The 26,060-nt window shown below is 69.5% G+C and carries 22 protein-coding genes and 1 pseudogene; 14 read left to right on the top strand and 9 right to left on the bottom strand.

Annotated features, from left to right (window positions below; all coding sequences use genetic code 11):
* Window positions 1–132 precede the first annotated feature (132 nt).
* Window positions 133–825, top strand: a complete 693-nt coding sequence (locus CES90_RS08190) for a maleylpyruvate isomerase N-terminal domain-containing protein (RefSeq protein WP_229913549.1) — start codon at window positions 133–135, stop codon at window positions 823–825.
* A 188-nt stretch (window positions 826–1,013) separates the two neighbouring features.
* Here the strand turns inward: CES90_RS08190 and CES90_RS08185 are convergent, their stop codons facing one another.
* The gene (locus CES90_RS08185; protein ID WP_189780581.1) at window positions 1,014–5,192 is read right to left on the bottom strand and encodes a molybdopterin-dependent oxidoreductase; all 4,179 of its coding nucleotides are present in this window, start codon (window positions 5,190–5,192) and stop codon (window positions 1,014–1,016) included.
* Window positions 5,193–5,539: 347 nt separating this feature from the next.
* Between CES90_RS08185 and CES90_RS08180 the strand changes: the two genes are divergently transcribed.
* From CES90_RS08180 to CES90_RS08165, 4 genes are all read left to right on the top strand, one after another.
* Complete coding sequence (locus CES90_RS08180) at window positions 5,540–5,929, top strand: cell division protein SepF (RefSeq protein ID WP_189780580.1); 390 nt, start codon at window positions 5,540–5,542, stop codon at window positions 5,927–5,929.
* 108 nt (window positions 5,930–6,037) lie between these two features.
* Window positions 6,038–7,324, top strand: coding sequence for an AAA family ATPase (locus CES90_RS08175; protein ID WP_189780579.1), 1,287 nt, complete (start codon window positions 6,038–6,040; stop codon window positions 7,322–7,324).
* Window positions 7,311–7,661, top strand: coding sequence for a nucleotide pyrophosphohydrolase (locus CES90_RS08170; protein ID WP_189780578.1), 351 nt, complete (start codon window positions 7,311–7,313; stop codon window positions 7,659–7,661). The genes CES90_RS08175 and CES90_RS08170 overlap by 14 nt, the downstream gene beginning before the upstream one ends.
* A 200-nt stretch (window positions 7,662–7,861) precedes the next feature.
* Window positions 7,862–8,350 (top strand): DUF6099 family protein, encoded by a 489-nt coding sequence (locus CES90_RS08165; protein WP_189780577.1) that lies wholly within the window; start codon window positions 7,862–7,864, stop codon window positions 8,348–8,350.
* A 202-nt stretch (window positions 8,351–8,552) separates the two neighbouring features.
* Here the strand turns inward: CES90_RS08165 and CES90_RS08160 are convergent, their stop codons facing one another.
* Window positions 8,553–8,717 carry a hypothetical protein gene (locus CES90_RS08160; protein ID WP_189780576.1) on the bottom strand — a complete coding sequence of 55 codons (165 nt, stop codon included), beginning with the start codon at window positions 8,715–8,717 and terminating at the stop codon, window positions 8,553–8,555.
* Between the two features lie 283 nt (window positions 8,718–9,000).
* Here CES90_RS08160 and CES90_RS08155 point away from each other — a divergent pair, with 283 nt between their 5' ends.
* On the top strand, window positions 9,001–10,776 hold the full coding sequence (locus CES90_RS08155) for a recombinase family protein (protein ID WP_189780575.1): 1,776 nt from the start codon (window positions 9,001–9,003) through the stop codon (window positions 10,774–10,776).
* Window positions 10,777–11,094: 318 nt separating this feature from the next.
* Here the strand turns inward: CES90_RS08155 and CES90_RS08150 are convergent, their stop codons facing one another.
* Complete coding sequence (locus tag CES90_RS08150; protein WP_189780574.1) at window positions 11,095–12,018, bottom strand: LLM class F420-dependent oxidoreductase; 924 nt, start codon at window positions 12,016–12,018, stop codon at window positions 11,095–11,097.
* A gap of 962 nt (window positions 12,019–12,980) precedes the next feature.
* Here CES90_RS08150 and CES90_RS08145 point away from each other — a divergent pair.
* The 3 genes from CES90_RS08145 to CES90_RS08135 all read left to right on the top strand — a co-directional run bounded on the left by CES90_RS08145 (window position 12,981) and on the right by CES90_RS08135 (window position 13,877).
* Window positions 12,981–13,379 carry a P-loop NTPase family protein gene (locus CES90_RS08145; protein ID WP_189780573.1) on the top strand — a complete coding sequence of 133 codons (399 nt, stop codon included), beginning with the start codon at window positions 12,981–12,983 and terminating at the stop codon, window positions 13,377–13,379.
* A gap of 25 nt (window positions 13,380–13,404) precedes the next feature.
* Window positions 13,405–13,587, top strand: coding sequence for a hypothetical protein (locus CES90_RS08140; RefSeq protein WP_189780572.1), 183 nt, complete (start codon window positions 13,405–13,407; stop codon window positions 13,585–13,587).
* Window positions 13,588–13,679: 92 nt separating this feature from the next.
* Entirely contained in the window at window positions 13,680–13,877 is a 198-nt protein-coding gene (locus CES90_RS08135; protein ID WP_189780571.1) for a hypothetical protein, read from the top strand.
* A gap of 140 nt (window positions 13,878–14,017) precedes the next feature.
* Here CES90_RS08135 and CES90_RS08130 read toward each other — a convergent pair whose 3' ends face one another.
* Window positions 14,018–14,389: a hypothetical protein gene (locus tag CES90_RS08130; protein WP_189780570.1), complete on the bottom strand. Its 372-nt coding sequence runs from the start codon at window positions 14,387–14,389 to the stop codon at window positions 14,018–14,020.
* 250 nt (window positions 14,390–14,639) lie between these two features.
* On the opposite strand from CES90_RS08130, the gene CES90_RS08125 reads away from it, so the two are divergent.
* The 3 genes from CES90_RS08125 to uppS all read left to right on the top strand — a co-directional run bounded on the left by CES90_RS08125 (window position 14,640) and on the right by uppS (window position 20,752).
* Window positions 14,640–16,133 carry a 3' terminal RNA ribose 2'-O-methyltransferase Hen1 gene (locus CES90_RS08125; protein ID WP_189780569.1) on the top strand — a complete coding sequence of 498 codons (1,494 nt, stop codon included), beginning with the start codon at window positions 14,640–14,642 and terminating at the stop codon, window positions 16,131–16,133.
* On the top strand, window positions 16,130–18,748 hold the full coding sequence (locus CES90_RS08120; RefSeq protein ID WP_189780568.1) for a polynucleotide kinase-phosphatase: 2,619 nt from the start codon (window positions 16,130–16,132) through the stop codon (window positions 18,746–18,748). Before CES90_RS08125 ends, CES90_RS08120 begins: the two co-directional genes overlap by 4 nt.
* 330 nt (window positions 18,749–19,078) lie before the next feature.
* Window positions 19,079–20,752 (top strand): polyprenyl diphosphate synthase, encoded by a 1,674-nt coding sequence (gene uppS, locus CES90_RS08115; RefSeq protein WP_373313252.1) that lies wholly within the window; start codon window positions 19,079–19,081, stop codon window positions 20,750–20,752.
* 183 nt (window positions 20,753–20,935) lie between these two features.
* Here the strand turns inward: uppS and CES90_RS08110 are convergent, their stop codons facing one another.
* Window positions 20,936–21,514 carry a TetR/AcrR family transcriptional regulator gene (locus tag CES90_RS08110; protein WP_189780566.1) on the bottom strand — a complete coding sequence of 193 codons (579 nt, stop codon included), beginning with the start codon at window positions 21,512–21,514 and terminating at the stop codon, window positions 20,936–20,938.
* A 91-nt stretch (window positions 21,515–21,605) separates the two neighbouring features.
* On the opposite strand from CES90_RS08110, the gene CES90_RS08105 reads away from it, so the two are divergent.
* The gene (locus CES90_RS08105) at window positions 21,606–22,052 is read left to right on the top strand and encodes a DUF1772 domain-containing protein (protein ID WP_189780565.1); all 447 of its coding nucleotides are present in this window, start codon (window positions 21,606–21,608) and stop codon (window positions 22,050–22,052) included.
* Between the two features lie 85 nt (window positions 22,053–22,137).
* Here the strand turns inward: CES90_RS08105 and CES90_RS49395 are convergent.
* The 4 genes and pseudogenes from CES90_RS49395 to CES90_RS08090 form a co-directional block, all read right to left on the bottom strand.
* Window positions 22,138–22,451: pseudogene (locus tag CES90_RS49395) on the bottom strand (hypothetical protein); the annotation flags it as partial.
* Window positions 22,367–22,588 (bottom strand): hypothetical protein, encoded by a 222-nt coding sequence (locus CES90_RS51915; RefSeq protein WP_189780564.1) that lies wholly within the window; start codon window positions 22,586–22,588, stop codon window positions 22,367–22,369. The gene CES90_RS51915 and the pseudogene CES90_RS49395, both read right to left, overlap by 85 nt.
* A gap of 92 nt (window positions 22,589–22,680) precedes the next feature.
* Complete coding sequence (locus tag CES90_RS08095) at window positions 22,681–23,580, bottom strand: NAD(+)/NADH kinase (RefSeq protein WP_189780563.1); 900 nt, start codon at window positions 23,578–23,580, stop codon at window positions 22,681–22,683.
* The gene (locus CES90_RS08090; RefSeq protein ID WP_189780562.1) at window positions 23,577–24,620 is read right to left on the bottom strand and encodes an SPFH domain-containing protein; all 1,044 of its coding nucleotides are present in this window, start codon (window positions 24,618–24,620) and stop codon (window positions 23,577–23,579) included. The genes CES90_RS08095 and CES90_RS08090 overlap by 4 nt, the downstream gene beginning before the upstream one ends.
* A gap of 180 nt (window positions 24,621–24,800) precedes the next feature.
* On the opposite strand from CES90_RS08090, the gene CES90_RS08085 reads away from it, so the two are divergent.
* The gene (locus tag CES90_RS08085; RefSeq protein WP_189780561.1) at window positions 24,801–26,024 is read left to right on the top strand and encodes an arginine deiminase; all 1,224 of its coding nucleotides are present in this window, start codon (window positions 24,801–24,803) and stop codon (window positions 26,022–26,024) included.
* The last annotated feature ends 36 nt before the right edge of the window (window positions 26,025–26,060 follow it).

Raw genomic sequence — 26,060 nt, 5'->3', positions numbered from 1 at the left:
TCTCTCGTCTGGCCGCCCACCCGGTGACCCGGCGGGCGGTGGCGTTGCAGATCGCAGGGAGAGACGAGGCAGCCAGGGGGTCAGTTGTAAAGAGATGGTAAAGCCCCCGGCTTTGGGGGGAGCCGACCGAGCGTGGTTACGATCTTCCACATGGGCGGCGTGGAGAAGGCGGTCGACGGTGTGGATGGTCTCGGTGGTGAGGACGTGCGCCGAGTCGTCGCCCTCGCGGTCGGCACCCTGAGGAAGGCGGCCCCCCGGGCGGGGAACGGCGACCCGTGGGATGCCAAGGCGGGCACCCTCGACTGGACGTGCTGGGAAACGCTCGAACATCTCGCCGACGACCTGTTCACCTACGCCGCGAGGTTCGGGCTCGCGCGGCCGCCGCTGACCGGGCTGCTGCCGTTCCGGACGAGCAGCGACCGAATCGGCGGACCGGCGAACGTGTTCTTCGTCGAACGTACGGCGGGTCCCGAGGGCCTCCTGACCGTCGTGGAGGCGTGCGGCGGTCTGCTCACCGCCGTCCTGGCCGCCGCTCCCTCGACCACAACCGCCTACCACGTCTTCGGCCCCTCGGGCCCCGAGGGCTTCGCCGCCATGGCCGTCGTCGAGACCGCCGTCCACACCCATGACATCGCCCAGGGACTGGGCCTGGAGTGGTCGCCACCGGGGGAGTTGTGCGAGCGGGCCCTGAAGCGGCTCTTCCCTCATGTTCCCCTCGACGGCGACCCCTGGGAAACCTTGCTGTGGGCCACCGGCCGAGCCGCCCTCCCCGGCCGCCCACGGCTCACCGAGTGGCGCTGGTACGGCGGCACGCAGGACGTGTGAGTCGTACGCCCGTTCTGCGCGACCGACGCCCCACCACGAGCACCGGCCGGGTCACTCCGGGGCTTCCGGCCCTGGTAGCTGGGCGCCCACTCTCCCCTGCGCTCGGTTTCGCTCGCGCGGGACCCCATCGCAGCCGCCCTCCACGCGTGGCAGCAGGGCTGGAGCTGAGCCGGGCAGAGCCCATGCGCTCAGTACACGTCCCGCACGTACCGTTTCTCGCTCGCCAGCTGCTTCACATACGCGGCGGCCTCGCCCTCGCTCAGCCCTCCGTGCGTGATCGCGATGTCCCGCAGCGCCTGGTCGACGTCCTTCGCCATACGGGCGGCGTCGCCGCAGACGTAGAAGCGGGCGCCGTCCTGGAGCCAGTGCCACAGCTCGGGGCCGTGCTCGCGCATCCGGTCCTGGACGTAGACCTTGGCGCGCTGGTCGCGGGAGAAGGCGGTGTCCAGTCGGCTGAGCACGCCCGCCTGCTGAAGCTCCGTCAGCTCCTCCTCGTAGTAGAAGTCCGTCGCCCGGTGCTGTTCGCCGAAGAACAGCCAGTTGGGCGCCCGGTGACCGAGGGCCTGTCGCTCCTGGAGGAAGCCGATGAAGGGGGCGACGCCGGTGCCGGGGCCGACCATGACCATCGGGATCGTGGGGTCCGACGGCGGCCGGAAGTGCGGCGAGCGCTGCACGAACACCAGCACCTCCATGTCCTGCTCGCCGTCCGCGAGGAAGGGTGAGCAGACCCCGCCGCGCGGGCGCCCGTGGAGGTTCTCGTACCGCACGACGGAGACCGTCAGCGAGATGTGCTGCGGATCGACGAGCGGGCTCGACGAGATCGAGTACAGCCGGGGCTGGAGCCGTTTGAACACCCCGGCCCACTCCTGCGCGGAAGCCCGTACGGCGAACTCGGCCACCACGTCCACGGCCTGCCGCCCCCACGACCACTGCGCCAGCCCGTCCTTGTTGTCCGGGCGCATCAGCTTCTTCAACTCCCGGTTGTCCCGCGTCCGTTCGGAGACGAAGCGAAGCAGGTCCGAGGTGATCCGCGTGATGTCGAGATGCCTGTGCAACGCCTCGGCGAAGGGCAGCTCGCCAACCCCGTTCACCTCGACGGGAGCCGACCCGTCCAGCCCGGTCGCGGCCAGCCATTCCGTCACCAGGCCGAGGGAGTTGACCGGCCGTACGCCGAGCGCGTCGCCCGCCTCGTACGACAGTCCCGTCCCGCTCGTGTCGAAGGTGAACCGGCGCACCTCCTTCCCCGCCCCGGGCAGGCTGAGCAGCCGGTTGCCGACGAGCCGCGCGTTGGCGGGCGCGGGCTTGGCGGAACGGGGGGCGGGTGCGGGGGCGGCCGTGGGGGCCGTCGATGGCTTGGCTTCCGTCCCCGTCCCCGTACCGAGCGCGGTGATCACCTGGTCGAGCCAGGCGTCCGCCGACGGCTCGTAGTCCGGCTCGCAGTCCGTACGCGGGGCCAGGCGCACCGCGCCCAGCTCGTCGAGCCGTGCGTCGAGGCGTCGGCCGTGCCCGCAGAAGTCGTCGTACGAGGAGTCGCCGAAGGCCAGCACGGCATAGCGCACACCGTCCAGGCGCGGGGCCTCCCGGTGGGCGAGAGCCTCCCAGAACCCGGAGCCGTTGTCGGGCGCGTCGCCGTCGCCGAAGGTGCTGGTGATGAGCAACAGGTCTGCGCCGTGCGGAAGTCGGCCCGGCTCGGTCTCGTCCATACCGATCAGCGTCGCCCGGTGCCCGGCGGCCCCCAGATGCTCGGCGGCCGCCACCGCGAACTCCTCCGCGGTCCCCGTCTGCGAGGCCCACAGCACGACCACCTCACGCCCGGCGGGCTCGACGACGGCAGGAGCCGCGGCCCGCGAATACATCCCGGCGAGCACCCCGTTCACCCACAACGCGTGCTCAGGAGTGAAGGGCGCGTCCGCAGGCAACACCGGCACGCCCGACACACCGCTCCCGAGCCCGGCGAGGAACCCGGTGAGGTACTGCCGCTCCTGAGCGGAGAGGACGGGCGGCGGAGCGGGCTCCAGCCCGAGCACGGCCATGGTGGCGCCGGACCGCACCAATTCAGCCTGTCCGGCGTTTGAGGACGAGGCCGAAGGCCGACGGGGGTCTGGGGGCGCAGCCCCCAGGAGCGGGGTCGAAGGGACAGCCGCCCCTGGATGGGGGTTCCCCCGCTCGAGCGAAGCCGAGAGTGGGGGAGGGACGGGTAGGGGCGGAGGGGGCGAGGAAACCTTGGTCACCCCCACCGCACACACCTTCAACTCCGGCTGGAACGACAACGGATCCACCGCGTCACTCGTCACCGCGTTGATGCTCAGATACTCCCCGAACAGATCGTTCCAGTGGAACGGCGCGAACAGACACCCCGGCCGCACCCGATCCGTGACCACGGCGGGCAACACGGCCCGCCCCCGCCGCGAGGCCACCTCGACGGAGTCGCCCTCGGCGATCCCCAACTCCTCGGCGTCCCGCGGATGCACCTCCACGAACGGCCCGGGGTTCAGCTTGTTGAGCTTGGCGACCTTGCCCGTCTTCGTCAGCGTGTGCCACTGATGCTGCAACCGCCCGGTGTTGAGCACGAACGGATAGTCGTCGTCCGGCATCTCGGCGGCCGGCATGTGCGGCCGCGCATGGAATACGGCCAGTCCACTCGCCGTGGGGAAGGTGAGCCCCCCGTCCTCGTCCACATACCGGATGGGATTCCGCGCAGGACCGTCCTGCTCAGCCGCAGGCCACTGCACAGTGGTGGACCCCAGTCGCTCGTACGTCACGCCCCGCAGATCCCACCCGGTCTTCGGGTTCCACGCCTGCTTGATCTCCTCGAAGACCTGCTCGGCACTGTCGTACGAGAACCCCTTCTCGAACCCCATCTCCCGGGCGACGGCCGCGATGATCCGCCAGTCGGCCATCGCCTCACCGGGCGGATCGGCGGCGGGGGCCGCGAGCGTCAGATTCCGCTCGCTGTTGATGAGGACGCCCTCGGACTCGGTCCACAGTGCACCCGGCAGCACGACATCGGCGTACGCGTTGGTCTCCGTGTCGGCGAACACGTCCTGCGTGACGACGAGCTCGGCGGCCTCCAGCCCTTCGATCACGGTCTTCCGGTTGGCGACGGAAGCGACGGGGTTGGTACAGATGATCCAGCAGGCCTTGATCTCCCCGTCGGCCATCTTCTGGAACATCTCGACCGTGCCCTTGCCGACGCCGTCCTTCCGCAGGGTCTCCGGCGCCAGCCCCCACAGCTCCTCGACGAACGCCCGCTCCTCGTCCACGAGCACGGACCGCTGACCGGGCAGCCCGGGCCCCATGTAACCCATCTCACGCCCGCCCATGGCATTGGGCTGCCCGGTGAGCGAGAACGGCCCGCTGCCCGGACGGCAGATGGCGCCGGTGGCGAGATGCAGATTGACGAGCGCGTTGGTGTTCCAGGTGCCGTGCGTGGACTGGTTGAGCCCCATCGTCCAGCAGCTCGTCCATTCCTCGGCCTCGCCGATCAGCCGCGCGGCCTCCCGTATGTCGTCCTCGGCGAGCCCCGTGATCTCGCTGACGGACGCGGGCGGGTACTCGGCGAGGAAGTCGGGCATCGCCTCCCAGCCCTCGGTGTACGCGGCGATGAACTCGGGATCGGTGTGACCGTCGGCGTGCAGCAGATGCAGCAGGCCGTTCAGCAGCGCGAGATCCGTACCCGGCCGTATCTGCAGGAACAGATCGGCCTTCTCCGCGGTCGCCGTACGCCGTGGGTCGACGACGATCAGCTTCGCGCCCGCCTTGACCCGGTCCATCATCCGCAGGAAGAGAATGGGGTGGCAGTCCGCCATGTTCGAGCCGATGACGAGGAAGACGTCCGCCTTGTCGAGATCCTCGTACGAGCCGGGCGGCCCGTCGGCGCCCAGCGAGAGCTTGTAGCCGGTGCCGGCGCTCGCCATGCACAGCCGGGAGTTCGACTCGATCTGGTTGGTGCGGATGAAGCCTTTGGCCAGCTTGTTCGCGAGGTACTGCGCTTCGAGGCTCATCTGGCCCGAGACGTAGAAGGCGAACGCGTCGGGCCCGTGCTCGTCGATGATCGCGCGCAGTCGCCGGGCGGTCTCGGCGATCGCGGCGGCGACGGGCGTGGGGACCGGCTCGTCGCCCCGGTCGTCCCGCACGAGGGCGGTGGTGAGCCGGCCCGGTGCCGCGAGCATGTCGGCGGTGGTCGCGCCCTTGGTGCACAGCCGGCCGAAGTTCGCCGGGTGGGACTTGTCACCGGTCGCCTTCAGGACCGTACGCCGTCCGTCGGGACCCATCCCGACGTCCAGGAGCATGCCGCAGCCGACACCGCAGTACGAGCACACGGTCCGCACCTGGGTCGTGGTGCTCGGCGGGCCCTGTGCGGCCACGGGCGGCCCCTCTCTGTCGGTGTCCGGTCGTAGTCCGGTCGGTCTCCGGTACGGCTGCCGGCCGTTGTCTGCTCAGTGTCCGAGTCGGTGTCCGGCAGGCCCGATCGTACGAATTGCCCGTTACGCCGATGTCACATGACCTGATCATGAGGGGTTACGCCCGCCACACACGGCCCGCCGACGGGCTGTGAGGGCGGGAACCGGCCGATGTGACGGCCAATGTACGGCCGATGTGACAGGTGGGAGTGTCGCGGTCCGTGTCGCTGTTGGGCCGAACGGGTGACCATGCGTAAGAATTGGCCGATGCAGTCAGTCAGTGCGAGCCAGGGGGAAGGCCGGTGAACAGGGTGAACAGCCACGATGTCACCGACGAACAGTGGGAGGGGCTCGCTCAGGTCGTGCCGCTGCGGGGCCGGGACGCATGGCCGTCCGCGGTCGGCCACCGGACCATACCGGAGGCCGAGACCGAGGCCAGGCGCCGTTTCGTCGTCCTGCGCGTCAATGTCTTCGCGGACGCCCGCGAGGTCGCCGAGACGCTGATGGCGGGCGTTCCGGTGCTCCTCGACCTGTCCGGGGCGGAGACGGACGTCGCCAAGCGCGTACTCGACTTCAGCACGGGTGTCGTCTTCGGACTCGCCAGCGGAATGCACCGCGTCGACCGGAACGTGTTCCTCCTCACACCACCGGGAACCGAGGTGCGCGGGCTGATGGAAGGTGCGGGGATCCCGGGGGTGTGAGGCTCCGCGCGGGCGCTCCCCCGAGCTGTCGGGGGGCGCTCCCCCGATCGTAGGAAGATCAGCCGGACGGAACGGTTTGCCGGGCAAGCGGACCCTTACTGTCCGCATATGACCGCGTCACCCCTGTCACCGGCGCCGCCGGCGTCGGTGACGCCACCGCCACCGCCACTGACATCGCCGTCGTCGCCATCACAGCCGGTGTGTGACGAGCGGCGCGCCGAAGCGCGCCCAGAGCGGCCCGGCGTCACCGAGCTGCGGCTCTCCGCCTTCGCCGGGCACCGCGGTGCCGTCCTCCCGCTCGGACCGCTGACCCTGCTCACGGGGCGCAGCGGCAGCGGCAAGTCGACCGCGCTCCGGGCGTACGAGGCGCTGGCGCGGCTCGGCGGCGGCGCCCGGCTCGGCGAGGCGTTCCGGGACCCGGCGGGCTGTGTGCCCGAGCGGGCCCGCCCGGACGCCCAGCGGCGGCGCGGCTTCCGTATCGGCTGCACCACCGACGGCCCCGAGGGTCCGGTACGGCTCGACGTCGCCATCCAGGCCGAGCCCGAACTGCGCATCGTGGGCGAGCGGTTGACGGCCGGCGGGCTGACCCTGCTGCAGACGGCGCTGGTCGACCCGTCCCGCCCCGTCGTCCAGGCCTCCTGGCACACGGCGGGCTCGACCCCCGTCACCCGTGGCCCCCTGCCCGACGACCGGCTCGGCACCGCCCTGCTCCCGCTCCGCGTCGCGGGCAGGACGGACGGCCAGCGGCGGGTGCTCGCCGCCGCGGAGCAGACGGTGGTCGCGCTGCGCTCGGTCTTCGCCTGCGACCCCCGCCCCGGCCGCATGCGCGAGGCCGTACCCCTCGGCTCCGGGCGGCTCCTGCGGGGCTGCGACAACCTCGCCGATGTGCTGTGGCGTACGAGGACGGAGTGCGGACGCCGCCACGCGCAGCTCGTCGCGGCGGTCCGGGACGGCTGCGCGGGCCCGGTGGTGGACCTGCTCGCCGAACCGTTGCGGGACGGTCTCGTACGGGATGGTCTGGTGCGGAACAATCGGGTGCGGGACGGTCTGGTACGGGCCGTGCTGGACCGGGGCGACGGCGTACGGACGGCCCTCGGCCTGCTCGGCGACGGGGAGTTGAGGTATCTGGCGCTGGCCCTGGTGCTGTTCACCGGACCCGGGGTGCTGGAGGTCGACCCGGTCGCGGAGGTGCCCGCGGCCCTGCAGACCCTCACGGTGCTCGCCGACGGTTTCGACCGCTCCCTGGACCCCCGCCAGGCGCTGGAGTTGGTGCGGCTGGCGGCCCGGATGTGCGAGCGTGGCCATATCCGGCTGGTGGGCGCGGTGAGTGACGCGTCCTGGGCCGCCGGGGTGCCGGGGGTGACGGTGGTACACCTGAACCGTGAAAGATCCTGAATCCGGCGGGAAGCCGGACCTGCCGGCACTCCAGCGCCGACTCGCCGAGTTCGCCGCCGCCCGCCACTGGCAGCCGTACCACACCCCCAAGAACCTCGTCTCCGCGCTGAGCGTCGAAGCCTGCGAACTCGTGGAGATCTTCCAGTGGTTGACGCCGGAGGAGTCGTCCCTCGTGATGGAGGACCCGGCGACGGCCGCCCGGGTGACGGACGAAGTCGCCGACGTCCTCGCCTACTTGCTCCAGCTCTGCGAAGTCCTCGGCATCGACCCGCTGTCGGCGCTGGATGCGAAGATCGACCGCAACGAGCGGAGGTTTCCGGCGCCGGGGCCGCCATGACGGTGTGCCATGTCGATATCGATGAAGACGTTCATCCACTTGTCACTCTCCGGAGTTGAAAAGTTGTCCACAGCCTTTTGTTATCCACAGATTTCAGGCTTCCTCTGGCTTTCTGTCTCACAGACCTTCACTCTGGGTAATGAACAGGTAGGAGTTCGGGCGGACGTGTGAGAGCGCGTCAGGGACAGTAGGGGCAGCGCATGGATGCGGTGCGGCTCATCTTGGCGAGCAGGCGTGCCCTGGGGGGCAGCGTCGAGGGACCTCGGATCATGGCGGAGGCGTGGCAGGCGTACGCCCTCGCCCAGGCGATCGGCAGCCGCCTCGCGGTCTCGGGCCCTCCCGAACTGCGCGGCGAGGCCCTCGGGTTGACCGAGCTGGCGGGCAGCGGCTGCGGCATACTCGGCGCCCCGCCCCTCGGCGTGGGCGACTTACGCGCCGCCCAGCTCACCGAGTTGGGCGACGCCCACGAGTCCCTCGACCGCCTCGGCGGTCTCCTCGGCGAGGTCGGCATCGCCCTCGTCGCCCTCGCCAGCGCGGCCGACGACGAAGCGACCTACTGGCAGTGCATGGAGGCCATCGACGCGGCGGACGAGGCCCGCGACAGGGTCCTGGAGATGCTGCGGCGTCTGGCGGCGAGGGACAAGGTGCTGTCGGAGCCGGATGCGACGGGGTCCGGTCGGGGCGCCTGACAACTCGCGTGCTGGGCGTGCGTTTGGCGGCGCGGGGCTGTATCGAGATGCGGCTCCGCCGCGCGGGCGCGACAAGCCCCCACCCACCCGCACACGCCCCCGAACCGAACCACCCGAGCTCTCCGCGGCAGCGATCCGCACCAGACGACGAACGCCCGGCCGAGACGGGACGGCCGGGCGCAGGTCGGCGTAACTCGGAAGGTCAGGCCGTCTCGCTCTCCTCCACGGCAGCGCCCCGCGCCGAAAGATCCGCGTCAAGCTGGGACAGGTCCGCGTTCAGGGCAGCCATCAACTCCTCCATCTGCTGGAGCAGACCCTTGGGCTGCGCAGGCACGGTGGCCTGCTCCGGCACGGCTTCCTGGGACATGTGACGGCCTCCTCGGCCCTCGCCCCCCCGTGGGGGCACGTGTGGCAGACGTCCCGGCAGCGGCCGCCGGCGACGGGTGCCGGGCGGTCCGGCTCCTCCCGAGGAACGATCTCCGTTCCCGCCGGTCACTGGCCAAGTCCCGTCCACTACACCGGATTGACGGATTTTCACCCGACGGGGGAACGGGTGGTACCGGCGCGACCAGTGGGGTTGACGGGGGTGTGAGCGTGCACGATGGGATTTCGGCTTCGATGCTTTCTGGGAACCGGTACGGTAACTACCCATGGAGCTTATCGCCCTGGGGGGCAGGGGCCACGTGGACATGGTCAGGGCAGTTACGTACGGCCGGCAGAGTCACAAGAGCGAGACGGACAGCCAGACTTCTCCTCAGATGCAGAAGGAGAAGGGGATTTCCTACATCAACTCTCAAGATCGATGGACCCACGTCGGCCACTACGAAGACGTAGGACTGTCGGGTTATGACCCGAACGTCTTCCGTCCGGACTTTGAGCGCCTTATGAAAGATGCCCGTGCGCGGAAGTTCGACGTCGTGGTGATCTACATGTTGTCGCGCCTCACGCGACAGGGGGCTGCCGAGGCGCTCAAGATTCAACAGGAGTTGGCGAGTCACGGCGTGGCACTCGTCTCTACACAAGAGCCCTTCATCAACACGTCGGACGACAACCCGTTCGGTGTCGCATTCTTCGCCCTGATCGCGGGTCTTGCACATCAGGAATCCAAGAACAAGTCGAAGTTTATCCGAGACGCTTTCGCGACCTTGAAGGTGAAGGGATCACATTCCTCTGGCCCGGTCCCTTACGGGTTCGATGTCGAAACCGTCCAGACGGACGGACTGACGCTCCGGCTGCTAAAGCCAGGGGTGATGAGTGACGCCGAAATCGGTCCTGAGTCGACGCCGTCCGACAACATCATGCATATCATCGAGTCTGCTGAATCCGGTATGACGGAGAACGGCATCGCGGCTCACATGACAGACAAAGAGACCAAGACCCCGTTGGGTAGCCTCGACCAGGATGCGGCAAAGGCGCGCAGAGAGGCCGCGCAGAGGCGTCGTAAAGGCGGGGAGAGTGATACGGCAAGTCTGGAATGGTCAGACAGGGTGGTCCGCCGCATTCTTCGTGACCCGCGCCTGGCCGGGTTTGCCATCGGGCCTGTTGACCCGAAGACGAGGGAACGTACAATCCTGCGAGACGAGGAGGGCCAGCCGGTACGGCCACACGAGGGCTTTATCACCCCGAAGCGCTGGTATGACCTCCAAACACTTCTTGACGGTCGCAAGCGAGAGCGGACCATGGACCGGGCGGGGACTATGACGTTCCTTGGGTCGTGGGGTGTCTTGCGGTGCGGCAAGTGCGGATCAGGCATGACCGTTAGCAACGTCGGCCAAACGTATGTATGCAACCTCCGGCGCTCCGTGGGCGACGTGGAGAAGCATGTATTGCGTATTGCCATGGAGGAGACGAACAACGTTGTCGCTGCCCGTCTTTGGGCGAAGGTGGCCAAGCTGGATCCTGAGAATGACGAGGATGTTGCCCTCCTCGCGGCTGCGGCTGAGCGGTTCGCGGTGCAGGGAGCGGACCCCGAGGCGACTGCCGAACTCGCCGAGCAGGAAGCGCAGCTAGCCCATGTTCAGCAGAGTATGACGGAACTGTACGACGACCGAGACGAGGGGCTGTACGAGGGTCCCACGGGCCGCCAGGCGTTCAGGGACACCATTCGTAAGTACCGGCAGCACGAGGCCCGATGCACTGCCCGTATCGATGAACTGAAAACCTCTGCAACGACGGCGACCCGCCTCCCCATCGAGGAATGGGTCGCAGACACTGAGAGTGGCGACCCAGTGGAGCCAGGCGGCCTCTGGGATCGGTGGGGAGTCGCAGAGCGCAGGGCATTCCTGGCGCTCTTCGCGGACGAGGTGATCGTCAATCCGAACACGACCCGACGCGGTACTTCGTGGGAGCGGGTCAACGGACGAGTAGAAATCAAGTGGGCCATGCCGAAGAGCGACGAGGGTGATAATGAGTCGGTAACAGCGTAGGGGGTGCTGAAGGGAGCATCCGGGTTCGTCCGAACTCTTCATAAAGGAGTAGGAGGGGAGGATGCTGCGGCCGTCGCGAATGGCAGGCGTCCCCTCCTCTCCTCGATGGTCGGCGATGCTCGTGCGCTCCCGGCCATCTCCTCCGAGTTGAAGCCCGGTCCCAGCGGCACGACCGTCCCAAGACTTCCCATCTGCCGCGCTCGTACGGCCGAGGCAGCTCCGGGTGCAACCTGACGGGCGGGGGAGGAGGTTGGGGCCGACGGTGTCGGCCAGTGTCGCCATCCGGTCGAGTCCGGGTGAACGTACTTACCTGCCTACCTACCTGACCTGAGGCATGACCTGCGCCGAGATCAGCTCCAGGTGGTCCAGGTCGTCGAGGTCGAGGATCTGGAGATAAATCCGCTGGGAGCCGATCGCCTGGTAGCGGCCGATCTTGTCGACGACCTCCGCCGGGGAGCCGGCGAGGCCGTTGGCCTTGAGTTCGTCGACCTCGCGGCCGATGGCGGCGGCGCGGCGGGCCACCTCGGCGTCGTCCTTGCCCACGCAGACGACCATCGCGTTCGAGTACACCAGGTCGTCACCCTTGCGGCCGGCCGCCTCGGCGGCCTTGCGCACCCGGCCGAACTGGCGCTCAGTGTCCTCGATCCCGGCGAACGGCATATTGAACTCATCGGCGTACTGCCCTGCGAGGCGCGGAGTGCGGGTCGCACCGTGGCCGCCGATGAGCACCGGCACCTTTGCCTGCGCCGGCTTGGGCAGTGCGGGCGAGTCGGTCAGCTGGTAGTAGGTGCCCTCGTACGAGAACGTCTCGCCGACCTCCGTGGCCCACAGGCCGGTGACGATGGCCAGCTGCTCCTCCAGGCGGGCGAACTTCTCCTTGGGAAACGGAATGCCGTACGCCTTGTGCTCCTCCTCGAACCATCCCGCGCCCAGGCCGAGTTCGACCCGGCCGCCGGACATCTGGTCGATCTGCGCGACCTGGATGGCGAGCACACCGGGCAGGCGGAAGGTTCCTGCGGTCATCAGTGTGCCGAGCCGGATGCGTTTGGTCTCGCGGGCGAGGCCGGCCAGGGTGACCCAGGCGTCGGTGGGGCCGGGCAGGCCGTCCACTGAACCCATGCGGAGGTAATGATCAGAGCGGAAGAAGGCCCCGTAGTGAAGTTCTTCAGCGGCCTTTGCGACGCGGAGGAGCGTCTCGTAGGTCGCGCCTTGCTGGGGCTCTGTGAATACTCGAAGATCCATGTCTCCATCATGCACGCCGATGCTCTGACGTAGATGTCTGGCCCACGTGGAGGGGACGGGCCTTTGGCGCTGCCCACCATGGAGCGATGTCCAACACCGCAGGGGGGCCCATGGTTTGGCGGGGAACCTGTGATCGTGTGGGGCCAGGAGGCGTGTCCTGTTCGATACTAGGCAGGCTCACAGAGCCGCCGCTCGCCTCTGCTCAACTTTCGTGGCTCACAAGGACATAACGCCCCGAAAGGGGACGGGGGTATGGTGGGAAGGAAGCAGATGCACCGGGACCGGGCCACGAGCTCAGAAGGAGCGTGGTTGGGGAACTCAGCCCCCGGCAGGGAAGCGTGTTTCCCAAACCCGCCTACTTTGGTGCCGGTTCGAGGGGCTGAGGGCACTGGGGGCAGCCGCATGAAGACCGCCCCTCCAGGCATTGCTCATTTGCTGTGCTTCAGATGCTGAAGCGCACCGATGCCGGTACCAACGATGGCGCGCAAGCTACGCCGCCGGTCTTCAGAGCATCGATGGTGTTGCCGTCCAGCTGCACCACGACGGTGAAGCCGTGTAGCCCGACGAGAGCTGACGCGAGAGCCCAATGGCAAGGAGCTAAGGAGCTAAGGAGCTAAGGAGCTCTCTCGACATCCGGTCGGCGCCTGTAGGCGCACTGCCACGGAGTCGTCAACAGCTGGTGCAACGGGATGTAGTTCAGCGAGTTGCGCCTGTCCGACGGGACATTCGTACAGCCCGAGCAGTGGCGAAACCCTGCGGATACGGTCACGCGAGTTCGGTCTCCGCACCCACCGCCGACGACTTCGCGCGGCTGCTACTCACCGAACCGCGCGCGCTGGCCACCCTCGTCGAGGTGCTGCGGCGTCGGGACCCCGCCGCCGTACCGGAACTGCTGGCGGCGGGCCGACTCTCCCGCGTACTGAAGCTGTTGTCGCCGCGGGAGCACCGCAGGCTCGTCCAGTGTGCACGCCCACCTCAATCAGCGGACCCATGCGGCACCCCGCCAGCTCACCTGGCTGCCGCCGAGCGCCACCTACGAGGAGTTACGCCGCCACACCAGCAGGACATCCTCCGGCCTCGAAGTACTCGCCCACCGTCCGTTGCACTCCACGCCCAGCCCGGCCTGCGCCGACGAATACCGCTGGGTCCTCGCGCTGGCGGCCGGGCACTACCCCCTGGTGCTGACCGACCTGGCCGTGGTCCGCCTCGACGCGACCGCGGATGTGGCGTTGGAGCTGACGGATCGCCTGATCGTCTGCTGCACGGCTGCGGAGCACTCCGTCGATGCCGCGGAGCGGCTCCTCGACGGCCTCCGTGACCTGGGCTGGGGCGCCTCGCGGATGAAGCCGTCGCCGTGGTGACCGGGCTCGGCGGGCCGAGCAGTCGGTGACGGACTCTGTCGCCCACGACCGGCTCCGCGAGATATGCGACGCGATCGTCCACGTACCGTTCGACCCGCATCTGTTCGAGCACCGGGTGGTCGATCTCGCCCGGCTCAAGGAGCGCACCGCCGATTCCTGTCTGGATCTCGCCGCACGGATCGTGGCCGACGCGGATCGCACCGCCTGAGCGGCAGCCCGTGCGCGAGCCGAGAGCCGGGGTCGAACAGTTCACTCCAGACCTTGTTGTGCAAGACGTTTTGGATATCTAGCTTATGCCGCATGAGCGACAGAACGCCCCTCTCCGCGGCCCGCCACCTCCTGGTGCGCGGCTGCGATGTGCTGCGCGTCCCGGTGGCCGGCGAGTGCGAGGTGCTGGCCGCGCGGGACATCGTGGTGGAGGACGGCGTCATCGCGGACGTACTTCGAGCGAAGGGGCGTGCGGGAAATAGCCGGGCTGGCAGGAGACGATGTCCTTGAATCCCTTGCGGTGGTAATAGCGGAGCTGTGGATCGCGGGGGAGCCCATGCCGTCTTTCCCGCATGTGCACCTCGGCAGGCAGCTCCGGATTTGCGCGCTTCCAGGCCCGTAGACCGGGCATCGGGGAACCCAGATAAATGTCACGCCACCCGTGCTTGAGCGCATACGGCCAGAAGAACTCGAAAATGGCCGTCACCGCGTCCCCGTCGACACTGCTCAGACTGATTTCCGAACAGCGAACCCCCGGCCGCCGGAACGGCCTTCTCCACCCGCGCGCAGTCCGCCCAGGTCGCAGCCGACTCCAGTTCCGCGCTCGTGATCGGCTTCATGAAGAGCGAGGCCAGGTCCCTACCGCTCGACGGATCGAAAGCACCGATGCTCAGCCGTGGATACGCCTCGATGCGCGCGGCCAATTCCGCACGCCCGGCCGCCTGGTCGCCGTCCCACTTCTCCTCTTCCCGCTCGATGAGCGCATCGACGTCACTCGACCGCCCAAAGCGGACCACGGACATATTCACTTCTCCTGGGAAACGCATGGACATCTCCCCTGACCATCACGACCGGTCGTCGGTTCGGAGAAGTGGTTCGTCGTTTTGGTAGGTGTTTGTGCATCGGCTGTCGGCTGAGTGGGTCACGAGCCCGGCGGGGGGTGGCCCAGCCGATGGGGGAGGGCACAGGCGCCGGGAAAATGCCTGAGTGGGGCATGAGCCTTCGCTGTACGTTGGGCACTCACTTACGACACCCACGACGAGGCACCCCACCGTGTTCCTGACGATCAGCACCACCGGTACCCCAGAGCGCCCCGCCACAGACCTCGGCTTCCTGCTGCACAAGCATCCCGACAAGGCGCAGGCGTTCTCCACCTCCTACGGCACGGCACACGTCCTCTACCCCGAGGCGAACGCCGAGCGCTGCACGGCCGCGCTGCTGCTGGAGGTGGACGCGGTGGCGCTGGTCCGGCGCGGCAAGGGCAAGGGCCGCGGTGGCGCCCCCGACGCGGCGCTCGCCCAGTACGTCAACGACCGCCCGTACGCGGCCTCGTCCCTGCTCGCCGTAGCGCTGAGCGGTGTCTTCTCCAGCGCGATGAGCGGCCGGTGCAACGCCAGGCCCGACGCCCCGGCCGAGGCCCGCCCGCTCCGCATCGAGATACCGGCGCTGCCCGCCCGAGGCGGCCCGGACCTCGTCGTCAAGCTCTTCCAGCCGCTCGGCTGGACGGTCACCGCCGAGGCCGTGCCGCTGGACACCGAGTTCCCGGAGTGGGGCGACTCCCGTTACGTACGGCTGGTCCTGGAGTCGCAGTCGCTGACCCTGGCCGAGGCGCTGCGCCATCTGTACGTCCTGCTGCCGGTCCTCGACGACGCCAAGCACTACTGGGTGGCGCCCGACGAGGTCGACAAGCTGCTGCGGGCCGGCGAGGGCTGGCTGCCGGACCACCCGGAGCAGAAGCTGATCACCAGCCGGTACCTCTCCCGCCGCTGGTCGTTGACCCGGCAGGCCATGGAGCGCCTGGAACTCGTACGGCTGGCCGAGACGGACGACAGCGAGGTCGAGGCGATCGACAACGCGGTCGAGGGGCCGGAGGACACACCCGAGGCCGAGGAGAAGGCGACCCCGCTCGCCGTACAGCGCCGGGACGCGATCATCGCCGCCCTCAAGGACGCCGGTGCGGCCCGCGTCCTCGATCTCGGCTGCGGTCAGGGCCAGTTGGTGCAGGCGCTGCTCAAGGACGTGCGCTTCACCGAGATCGTCGGCACCGACGTCTCCATGCGCGCCCTCACCATCGCCTCCCGCCGCCTCAAGCTGGACCGCATGGGGGAGCGGCAGGCCTCCCGCGTCCAGCTCCTCCAGAGCTCCCTCGCGTACACCGACAACCGTCTCAAGGGCTACGACGCCGCCGTGCTCTGCGAGGTCATCGAGCACCTCGACCTGCCGCGACTGCCCGCCCTGGAGTACGCGGTGTTCGGCGCGGCCCGCCCCCGCACCGTCCTCGTGACCACCCCGAACGTCGAGTACAACGTCCGCTGGGAGACCCTCCCCGCCGGACACACCCGGCACAGCGACCACCGCTTCGAATGGACCCGCGAGGAGTTCCGGACGTGGGCGGCCAAGGTGGCCGAACGCCACGGCTACGAGGTGGAGTTCGTGCCCGTCGGGCCCGACGACCCGGAGGTGGGACCGCCCACCCAGATGGCCGTGTTCAGCATGCGTACCACGAACGAGAAGGACACGAACGAGAAGGAGGCGAAGGCAGCATGAGCGAGACCACCAAGGACACAGCCGAGGACACGACCGTGGACACCCCCAAGGGGCGCACCCTGCCCGTCACCGACCTCTCCCTCGTGGTGCTGGTCGGCGCCTCCGGCTCGGGCAAGTCCACCTTCGCCCGCCGCCACTTCAAGCCCACGGAGATCATCTCCTCCGACTTCTGCCGGGGCCTGGTCTCCGACGACGAGAACGACCAGAGCGCGACGAAGGACGCCTTCGACGTCCTGCACTACATCGCGGGCAAGCGCCTCGAGGCCGGCCGCCGTACGGTCGTCGACGCGACCAGCGTGCAGCAGGAGTCCCGCAGGCAGCTGATCGAGCTGGCGCGCAAGCACGACGTGCTGCCGATCGCGATCGTGCTGGACGTGCCGGAGCAGGTGTGCGCCGAGCGGAACGCGGCCCGCACGGACCGCGCCGACATGCCGCGCCGCGTCATCCAGCGCCACATCCGCGAACTCCGCCGCGGTCTGCGGAGCCTTGAGCGCGAGGGCTTCCGCAAGGTGCACATCCTGCGGGGCGTGGAGGACGTCGAGAACGCCACGATCGTCACCGAGAAGCGCTTCAACGACCTCACCCACCTCACCGGCCCGTTCGACATCATCGGCGACATCCACGGCTGCGCGAGCGAACTGGAGTCCCTGCTCGGCACGTTGGGCTACGTCGACGGCGTCCACCCGGAGGGCCGTACTGCCGTGTTCGTCGGCGACCTCGTCGACCGCGGCCCGGACAGCCCCGGCGTACTGCGCCGCGTGATGTCCATGGTCGGCTCCGGCAACGCGCTGTGCGTCCCCGGCAACCACGAGAACAAGTACGGCCGTTACCTCAAGGGCCGAGGCGTCCAGCACACCCACGGACTCGCCGAGACCATCGAGCAGATGGAGGGCGAGAGCGACGAGTTCAAGCAGCAGGTGAGGGAGTTCATCGACGGCCTCGTCAGCCACTACGTCCTCGACGGCGGCCGCCTGGTCGTCTGCCACGCCGGTCTGCCGGAGAAGTACCACGGCCGCACCTCCGGCCGGGTGCGCAGCCACGCCCTGTACGGCGACACCACCGGCGAGACCGACGAGTTCGGTCTGCCGGTGCGCTACCCGTGGGCGGAGGACTACCGGGGCCGCGCGGCGGTCGTCTACGGTCACACCCCGGTTCCGCAGGCGACCTGGCTGAACAACACCATCTGCCTCGACACCGGCGCCGTCTTCGGCGGCAAGCTGACCGCGCTGCGCTGGCCGGAGCGCGAACTGGTCGACGTACCGGCCGAGAAGGTCTGGTACGAGCCGGCCAAGCCGCTCGCCACCGAGGCACCCGGCGGGCACGAGGGCCGGCCGCTGGACCTGGCCGACGTACACGGGCGGCGGATCGTCGAGACCCGGTACGAGGGCCAGGCGCGGGTCTCGATCCGTGAGGAGAACGCGGCGGCCGCCCTGGAGGTCATGAGCCGCTTCGCGATCGACCCACGCCTGCTGCCGTACCTCCCGCCGACCATGGCCCCGACGGCCACGTCGCACATCGAGGGCTACCTGGAGCACCCGGCCGAGGCCTTCAAGCAGTACCAGGAGGACGGGGTCGCGCGGGTCGTGTGCGAGGAGAAGCACATGGGTTCGCGGGCGGTGGCCCTGGTGTGCCGTGACGCGGACGCGGCGCGCGAACACTTCGGAGTTGGGGGCACCTCCCGCTCGAGCGCAGCCGAGAGTGGGGGAGGACCCACCGGCGCCCTCTACACCCGTACCGGACGCCCGTTCTTCGACGACGGGGCCCGCACCGAGCTGGTCCTCGGCCGGGTGCGTGAGGCCGTGACGGCGGCCGGCCTGTGGGCCGAACTCGACACTGACTGGATGCTGTTGGACGCGGAGCTGATGCCGTGGTCACTGAAGGCGTCCGGGCTGCTGCGCACGCAGTACGCGGCGGTCGGTGCCGCCTCCGGCGCGGTGTTCCCGGGCGCGCTGGCCGCGCTGGAGGGCACGGCGGCGCGGGGTGTCGACGTGGGCGCGTTGTTGGGGCGGCAGCGCGAGCGGGCCGCCGACGCGGCCGCGTTCACCGACGCGTACCGGCGCTACTGCTGGCCGACGGACGGCCTGGACGGCGTCCGCCTCGCCCCCTTCCAGATCCTGGCGGTCCAGGGCCGCAGCCTGGCCGCGCTGCCGCACGACGAGCAACTCGCCCTCATCGACCGGCTCGTCGAGCACGACGGCAGCGGCCTGCTGCAGACCACCCGACGCCTGTTCGTCGACACCGGCGACGAGGAGTCGGTGCGGGCCGGTGTCGACTGGTGGCTGGAGATGACCGGCCGGGGCGGCGAGGGCATGGTCGTCAAGCCGGTCGAGGCCGTCGTACGGGACGCGGCGGGCCGTCTGGTGCAGCCCGGCATCAAGTGCCGGGGCCGCGAGTACCTGCGGATCATCTACGGCCCGGAGTACACGCGCCCCGAGAACCTCGACCGCCTCCGCGGCCGCTTCCTCAACCACAAGCGGTCCCTCGCCCTCCGTGAGTACGCCCTGGGTCTGGAGGCCCTGGACCGGCTCGCCGAGGGGGAGCCGCTGTGGCGGGTGCACGAGGCGGTGTTCGGGGTGCTGGCCCTGGAGTCGGAGCCGGTGGACCCGCGTCTGTGACGCGCCTGCGACGGGTGGACCCCCGCCTGTGAGGCGGCGTGGCCGCTGCTTGTAGGGTCGTGAGCAGGCATGGCCGTGCTCCGTGTTCGAGTGGTACCGGAGGATTCCGGCGGTGCTCGGATGACGGCGATCAGAGTCGATCGCCGTCATCCGAGTCGATCTCACCGGTCATATCGGTCGCATCGGTCTCATCGTTCTCATTCGAGCTATGTGGAGATCCCCTTGCGTCGCACCACCACGCGATCCGGCCGGGAGCGAGCGGCACTCGACGCCGCCTACCAGGAGTGCCGCCGTCTGGTCCGTACGACCCGGCCCACCGAGCACGCCCTGATGGCGCTCATGCCGCCGTCCGCCCAACCCGTGTGCTGGGCCCTGTACGCCGCCTTCGGCCACGCCGACGATCTGCTCGACCGTTCCGAGGAGGCCCCGGGCGAGCGGGGCCGCAGGCTCCGGGAGTGGCGGGCGGCGCTGGAGGCCGACCTGGCGAGCGGGACCAGCGACGACCCGATCCGCCTCGCGCTGACCGACTCGGTGTGGCACTGGGGGCTGGACCTTGCCGATCTGCTGGGCGCGTTGGACGCGGTCCAGCGGGACGACGACCGTGAGGGTGTCGCGACCTGGCAGGAGTGGCGGGAGAGGGCCCACGCCCAGAACGTCAGCTGGCCCGAGCAGCTCATGCGCATGCTGGTCCGCTGCGGACTGCCCGTCCCCGTACGCCTCCGGGACCTCCCGGGCTTCACCCGCTTCGTCGAAGGTCTGTTCCTCACCGACATGCTCCGCGACCTTCCCGAGGACCTCGACGGCGGCCACGTATGGCTCCCCACCGAAGTACTCGACCGCTTCCACGTCACCCCGGCCGACCTGCTCTCCCGCCGGTGGACCCCCGCCGTCCAGCAGCTGATCGCGCACCTCGTCGGCGAGGCACGCGCCTGGCTGGAGTCGTCCCGCCGGGCGCTGCGCGCGACACTGCCGCTGGGTCCCGCGATCGTGCTCGACACCACCGTCGACCTGTTCGGCGCGGAGCTCGACGCGATCCTCCGGGCCGGCCCGGCCGTGCTGCACCGCCAGATCCGCGTCCCCGGTCATACGCGGCTGCGCATACTCGGCCCGGCCCGGGCGAGGGCGGCCGTGGTGTGGCGGCTGACGCTGCCGCCCGGCGGGGAGGCGGCAACGGCGCCGGCCAGGACGCCGGCCGTGGACCGTACCGCCGCCCCCGAGTTCTCCATGGCAACGCGGATCAGCGAACCGCCCCTCCCACCCCGCCCGCACCGCGATGGCGCCCGCCCCCCGGAGATCGCACCGGCCCAGCTGCCGGAGCACGTGGCGATCGTCATGGACGGCAACGGCCGCTGGGCCACCCGCAACGGGCTGCCCCGCGACGAGGGCCACCGCGCCGGAGCGGTCGCGCTGCGGGACGTCGTCCAGGGCGCGCTGGAGATCGGCCTCGCCCACCTGACCGTCTACGCCTTCTCCACCGAGAACTGGAAGCGCTCACCCGACGAGGTCTCCAAGCTCTTCGCCATCATGCGCGCCGAGCTCCTGGACGGCGAACTCCTCGACCACGACGTACGCCTGCGCTGGATCGGCTCCCCCGACGGCCTCCCGGACGACGTCGTCGACGTACTCCGCAGCCAGGAACACGCCACCCGCAACCGCACCGGCCTCACCCTCAACGTCTGCGTCAACTACGGCGGCCGCGCCGAACTGGCCCGGGCAGGCGCCTCCCTGGCCCGCGCCGCCCTGTCCGGCGAGGTGGACCCCGCCCGAGTCTCCGAGCAACTCTTCGCCGCCCACCTTCCCCACCACGCCCTGCCCGACGTGGACCTCCTCTGGCGCACCAGCGGCGAACTCCGAGTCTCCAACTTCCTCCCCTGGCACGCCCACTACGCCGAACTCCACTTCACCGACCAGCCCTGGCCCGAGGTGGACCGCCAAGACCTCTGGCAGGCCCTGGAGACCTACACCCACCGCAAACGCCGCAAGGGAGGCCGCGTAGCGGAGTAGCGGGGCCCGCAGGGCGATTCACCACCCACCGACTCGCGGCGGAAGGCGGGGGCGGGTGCCCGTCCGGGGTACGGGGCCCGGCGGTTTGCGGCTGTGCCGTGTGGACGCGAGTGACCGGAAGCAATGCCGGAGGCAGGCAGCGGGGTCCGGGGACCCCGGCTGCGTGCCCGCCGGGGCGGTGTCTCAGACCATGGCGAGCCGGTCCACCAGCAGCTCCACCCTGCGCTCGGTGTCCTCCGGCGGGAGCCGTCGCGCCCGGGTCAGGGTGGCCAGTCCGTGCAGGGCCGCCCAGAACACCTCGGTGAACAGTCCCGGGTGGACGCCGTCCCCGGCGACGTCGCCGAGGCTTTCCAGCAGGGCGGCGAAGGCGTCCTTCAGAGGTTGTGGGGTGTCCTCGTTGGCGAAGGCCAGGCCGCCGTCGAGCTGGAACAGGGCGTCGTAGACCGCCGGGTTGCGTGCGGCGAAGTCGAGGTAGGTGCGGGCGAGGGCGGTGACCCGGGTGCGGGGGCCGTCTGCGGCGGAGGTCGCGGCCCGCAGCGCCGCGGCCATCTCGCTGGCGCCTTGAAGGGCGACGGCGCCGATGATCTCGCGTTTGCCGCGGAAGTGGCTGTAGAGGACGGGCTGGCTGTATTCGATGCGCTCGGCGAGCCGGCGGGTGGTGACCGCGTCCCAGCCCTGCTGCTCGGCGAGTTCGCGGGCTGTCGCCACGATGAGGCGTTCGCGCTCCGCCCGTTCGCGCTGCTTGCGTTCCTGTACCGACATGACTGGATCCTAGCACTGCTAGACAATCAAGCGGTGGCAGTACTAGCGTTGCCTCATTGGCTAGCAGCACTAGATGCCAGAAGGGGTCATCATGCTCAGCGCACTCGAGGTGTTCACCATCGTGGTCGTCGGCGTGATGGTGGGGGTGGAGTTCTCCGTCGCCTTCGTCATCAACCCGATCCTCGACGCACTCCCCGGTGACAGTGGCCAACTCGGCCGCGCCCACGGGGGCCGGATGCTCGGCGCCGTGATGCCGGTCTGGTACATCACCTCGCTAGTCCTCGTCGCGATCTGGGCCGTCGCCGGATGGCACCACCACGGCACCGGCCTCGTCGTCACCGCCGGCGTGCTGCTGATCCTCAGCGTGATCATGTCGCTTCTGCTGCTCGTCCCGATCAACAACCGGGGCAAGACGTGGACCCCCGAGAACCGGCCCGAGGACTGGAAGGAGCAGATGAACCGCTGGGACCGCTTCCACTATGTCCGCGTCGCCGTCATCATCGCCGCCTTCGCCCTGCTGGTCGCCGCCCTCGCCTGAGCCCGCGGGCCGATACCGCGCTGGTGGCGCGGGATCCCCACTCCCTGGGCGGCAGCGGCCCACCGAAATCCCGACAGAAGGGAATGCGGCTGCCGTGGGACGAGTACACCTTGTCCCCGGCGACCGCGTCCGGCCTGGTGCGAGGCCGCCTCACTGGGCCGCGGACCCGGATCTTCCCCAGCACCGGGATGAACTTGGGCTGTCGGCCGCCTGTCCCGAGACCAAGGCGAACGCCAACGACCCGCGCTTGTGGTCGGCGGCGAGATGGACCTTTGACGTCTGCCCACCCCGTGAGCGCCCCAGCAGAGCGGCCTTCAGCCTGACCCTGCGCCGGCGCCGGACGCGTCGCCGCTCGTCCCGCTCGGGATCGGCACCACCGTCCTGCCTGCTTCGTCCCTCGGGACCCCCCCTGCCCTGACCTCCTCCTCTTCGGCGGCAGCCTTCTCCAAAGCGACGATCACGTCCTGGCACTCGCCGATCGGCAGGTACGGCTCAGTGAACTCCCACTCCACATCGGTCAGCTGCGCACGCGTCACGCAAGACGATCTACCGGATCGAAGATCAGCACGAGGGGAGAACCCGCTCATGGATCAGTGTTCTATCTGCGGCAAGGGGCGATCTCCCCGCGTCAGCCCACCAACCGCAGCCGCACCCCCGCCACCCCCACCCGTACCGTCTGTCCCCACGTCAACTCCACCGCATCCCCCTCCATTCCATCCCCAAAGGCGATCAGCCGATCCGACTCCACGGTCAGTGACAACCGCCCGGACCCCCCGAGCACCCCCGCCACCATCGACGTCCCGGTCGCAGGCGACGGCCAGGCCTCCCGCACGAACCACAACAACCGCGCCTCCGTCGCCGAGGGCAACTCCAGCCGCCCACCCCGCTCCTGCCACACCGACCGAATCCACCCACTCGCCCCCGTCCCGGTCCCGACCAGCACCCCGGAAGAGGCCTGGGACTCGACGACACCCCTGTCGCCGTCGAGCCCCAGGCGGTACCGGGCGGTCTGATGCCCCGCCGCACCGAGGTAGATCTCATTGAGGGCCACCAACCGCTGAGTGTCGTCGGCAACGGCCTCGACCATGGTCAACTCATCAACCGCACCCCCGCGTTGCACGGAAGCGGCAAGCAACTTCCCCGCCTCCCCGGGCCGATGCCGCACCAACACCCCCGGATTACGCCGAGGATCCGCATTGATCCCCACCACCGGCTGCCCGTCCAGATACTTGGCGACATTGGCCACCAGTCCGTCCTGCCCGACCACCACCACAACGTCCTCGGGCGCGAACAGAAACCGGTCCAAGTCCCCTCGCTCCACCCGGGCCTGACGCCAGGTCAGCGGCACCGACGAAGCGACCTCGGCCCACGCCCCCCGTTCTCGCCGATGCCGCTCGGCCACATCCTCGATGTCCCGCCCCCGCGACCGCAGAAAGAACGCGGCCTGCCCATGCGTACCGTGCCGAGCCACCAACTCCTCGTACTCGGTGGTGCGATGAACCAACACCACCCGCGGCGCGAGACTCACGCCGACGCCCCCGAGGTACCGCCCAGCTTCGCCAGCAGCCCGGTCAGCACATCCGGTGACACCGTCACACTCTCGATCCGCGGCAGATTCTCCGCGAGACGCGTCCCGGTCAACGCGTGCAACGTCGCCGCGTCCACGTCCCCGTGCACCCGCAGCCACGCTGCCTGCGCCTCGGCCCGCGCCTCACCGACGGCCCGCGCGGCCTGGGCCTCGGCCTCCGCGAGCCGCACCTGCCGCGTCGCCTCCGCCTCGGCGAGCCGTACCGTCCGGGCCGCCTCGGCCCCGGCCTTCACCGCGTCCGCCGCCGCCCGCTCCTCGGCCTCACGCCGCGCGTTCGTCCCCCGCTGTTCGACCAACTGCTCCTCGCGCCGGGCGAGTTCGATCTGACTGGCCAGCTCGTTCTCGGCGATGGCCCGCTCCCGCTCGACGGCGACGGCCCGCCGCTCGTACGTCGCCCGGTCCGCCTCCTGCTGGATCTGCTCCCGGGCGGGCGTCCGCAGCGCCCGCTCCACCTCGGGCTCGGGCCGCAGCGCCACCACCCGTACGGCCACGATCTCGATCCCGGTGGCCGGCAGCCGGGGCTCGGCGGCCAGTCCGCTCGCCACCCGCTCCCGTACCGCCGCGACCCCGTCGACCAGGGCCGACGACAGCGACGTACGGGCCAGCACGTCCAGCGCGTGCTGCTGGGCCGTCTCCGTCAGCAGCGTCGACAACTGCTCAAGGGGAGCACCGCGCCACACCCCGGTGTCCGGATCGATGGAGAAGTCCAGCCGGGCGGCGGCGGTCGCGGGATCGCTGACCCGGTACGTCACCGTCGCCTGCACCGCCACGTCCTGGAAGTCGGACGTACGGGCATGGAAGGTCATCGCCAACTCCCGGTCGTCCACCGGGATTTCGGACAGCGCGGCGGACAGTGACCGGTACCAGAAGCTGAGCCCCGGCCCGTCGTGCGCGAGCCGCCCGGAGCGGTGGTGACGGATGTGCGAGGTGGGAGCACCGCGCAGATGCCGCCAGCCGAGCCGTCGGGTGATGTCGGCCATGAATGATTCCCCTCGTGATGCTTCCTGGTACTTCCTGGTACTTCACGCACCTGTTCGCGTCACTTAGACGATAATAGGGCGATCCACTTATCGTCAAGGGGACGAAATGGGAGGGGGTGTCGACGTCCGGATCCGGCCGACCAGCGGGTGAACACGCGCCCGAATGGTCAGGATGAAGACATGGGATTCCATGTCGACTCCGAGGCCGGGCGGCTGCGCCGCGTCATCCTGCACCGGCCGGACCTAGAGCTCAAAAGGCTCACCCCCAGCAACAAGGACACCCTCCTCTTCGACGACGTGCTGTGGGTGCGCCGAGCGCGCGCGGAGCACGACGGTTTCGCGGACGTGCTGCGCGACCGCGGAGTCGCCGTCCACCTCTTCGGTGACCTGCTCACGGATGTCATGCGGATCCCCGAAGCCCGCGAGCTGGTCCTGGACCGGGTCTTCGACGAGAAGGAGTACGGCCCGCTCGCAACGGACCACCTCAGAGCCGCCTTCGAGACCCTGCCCCTCGGTGAACTGGTCGAGGCCCTGATCGGCGGCATGACCAAGCGGGAGTTCCTGGACGCGCACCTGGAACCGGCATCCGTCCGCTTCCATGTCATGGAACTCGACGACTTCCTCCTCGACCCCCTCCCCAACCACCTCTTCACCCGGGACACCTCCGCCTGGATCTACGACGGGGTCTCCATCAACGCCATGCGCTGGCCCGCCCGTCAGCGTGAGACGGTCCACTTCGAGGCGATCTACCGCCACCACCCCCTCTTCCGCGACGAGGCGTTCCACGTCTGGTCGGAAGGTCAGGCCGACTACCCCTCGACCATCGAGGGCGGCGACGTCCTCGTCATCGGCAACGGCGCCGTCCTCATCGGCATGAGCGAGCGGACCACTCCCCAGGCCGTCGAGATGCTCGCCACCAAACTGTTCGCCGCCGGCTCCGCCCGTACGATCGTCGCGCTCGACATGCCGAAACGCCGGGCCTTCATGCACCTCGACACGGTGATGACCATGGTCGACGGCGACACCTTCACTCAGTACGCCGGACTCGGCATGCTCCGCTCGTACACCATCGAACCCGGCGTCGGCGAGAAGGAACTCAAGGTCACCGACCATCCGCCGGAGCACATGCACCGTGCCATCGCGGCCGCCCTCGGCCTGAACGAGATCCGCGTCCTGACCGCCACCCAGGACGTCCACGCCGCCGAGCGCGAGCAGTGGGACGACGGCTGCAACGTCCTCGCGGTCGAGCCGGGCGTCGTCGTCGCCTATGAACGCAACGCCACCACCAATACGCATCTGCGCAAGCAGGGCATCGAGGTGATCGAGATCCCCGGGAGCGAGCTGGGGCGGGGGAGGGGCGGTCCGCGGTGTATGAGCTGCCCGGTGGAGAGGTCCCCTGTATAGAAATGTGTAATGTCGTATAGACTTCCACTCTCAGCC

It is taken from the genome of Streptomyces capitiformicae (assembly GCF_002214185.1).
Taxonomy (GTDB): Bacteria; Actinomycetota; Actinomycetes; order Streptomycetales; family Streptomycetaceae; genus Streptomyces; species Streptomyces capitiformicae.
The sequence above is the reverse complement of the archived record's forward strand: the minus strand, read 5'-3'. Positions and strand labels throughout refer to the sequence as shown.

Excerpts from the sequence above, each read along its gene's own strand:
- CES90_RS08175 (WP_189780579.1), top strand. The coding sequence starts at position 6,038 with ATGACCGCGTCACCCCTGTCACCGGCGCCGCCGGCGTCGGTGACGCCA.
- CES90_RS08165 (WP_189780577.1), top strand. The coding sequence starts at position 7,862 with ATGGATGCGGTGCGGCTCATCTTGGCGAGCAGGCGTGCCCTGGGGGGC.
- CES90_RS08160 (WP_189780576.1), bottom strand. The coding sequence starts at position 8,717 with ATGTCCCAGGAAGCCGTGCCGGAGCAGGCCACCGTGCCTGCGCAGCCC.
- CES90_RS08155 (WP_189780575.1), top strand. The coding sequence starts at position 9,001 with ATGGAGCTTATCGCCCTGGGGGGCAGGGGCCACGTGGACATGGTCAGG.
- CES90_RS08150 (WP_189780574.1), bottom strand. The coding sequence starts at position 12,018 with ATGGATCTTCGAGTATTCACAGAGCCCCAGCAAGGCGCGACCTACGAG.
- CES90_RS08135 (WP_189780571.1), top strand. The coding sequence starts at position 13,680 with ATGAGCGACAGAACGCCCCTCTCCGCGGCCCGCCACCTCCTGGTGCGC.
- CES90_RS08130 (WP_189780570.1), bottom strand. The coding sequence starts at position 14,389 with ATGTCCGTGGTCCGCTTTGGGCGGTCGAGTGACGTCGATGCGCTCATC.
- CES90_RS08120 (WP_189780568.1), top strand. The coding sequence starts at position 16,130 with ATGAGCGAGACCACCAAGGACACAGCCGAGGACACGACCGTGGACACC.
- uppS (WP_373313252.1), top strand. The coding sequence starts at position 19,079 with ATGGCGCTCATGCCGCCGTCCGCCCAACCCGTGTGCTGGGCCCTGTAC.
- CES90_RS08110 (WP_189780566.1), bottom strand. The coding sequence starts at position 21,514 with ATGTCGGTACAGGAACGCAAGCAGCGCGAACGGGCGGAGCGCGAACGC.
- CES90_RS08105 (WP_189780565.1), top strand. The coding sequence starts at position 21,606 with ATGCTCAGCGCACTCGAGGTGTTCACCATCGTGGTCGTCGGCGTGATG.
- CES90_RS08090 (WP_189780562.1), bottom strand. The coding sequence starts at position 24,620 with ATGGCCGACATCACCCGACGGCTCGGCTGGCGGCATCTGCGCGGTGCT.
- CES90_RS08085 (WP_189780561.1), top strand. The coding sequence starts at position 24,801 with ATGGGATTCCATGTCGACTCCGAGGCCGGGCGGCTGCGCCGCGTCATC.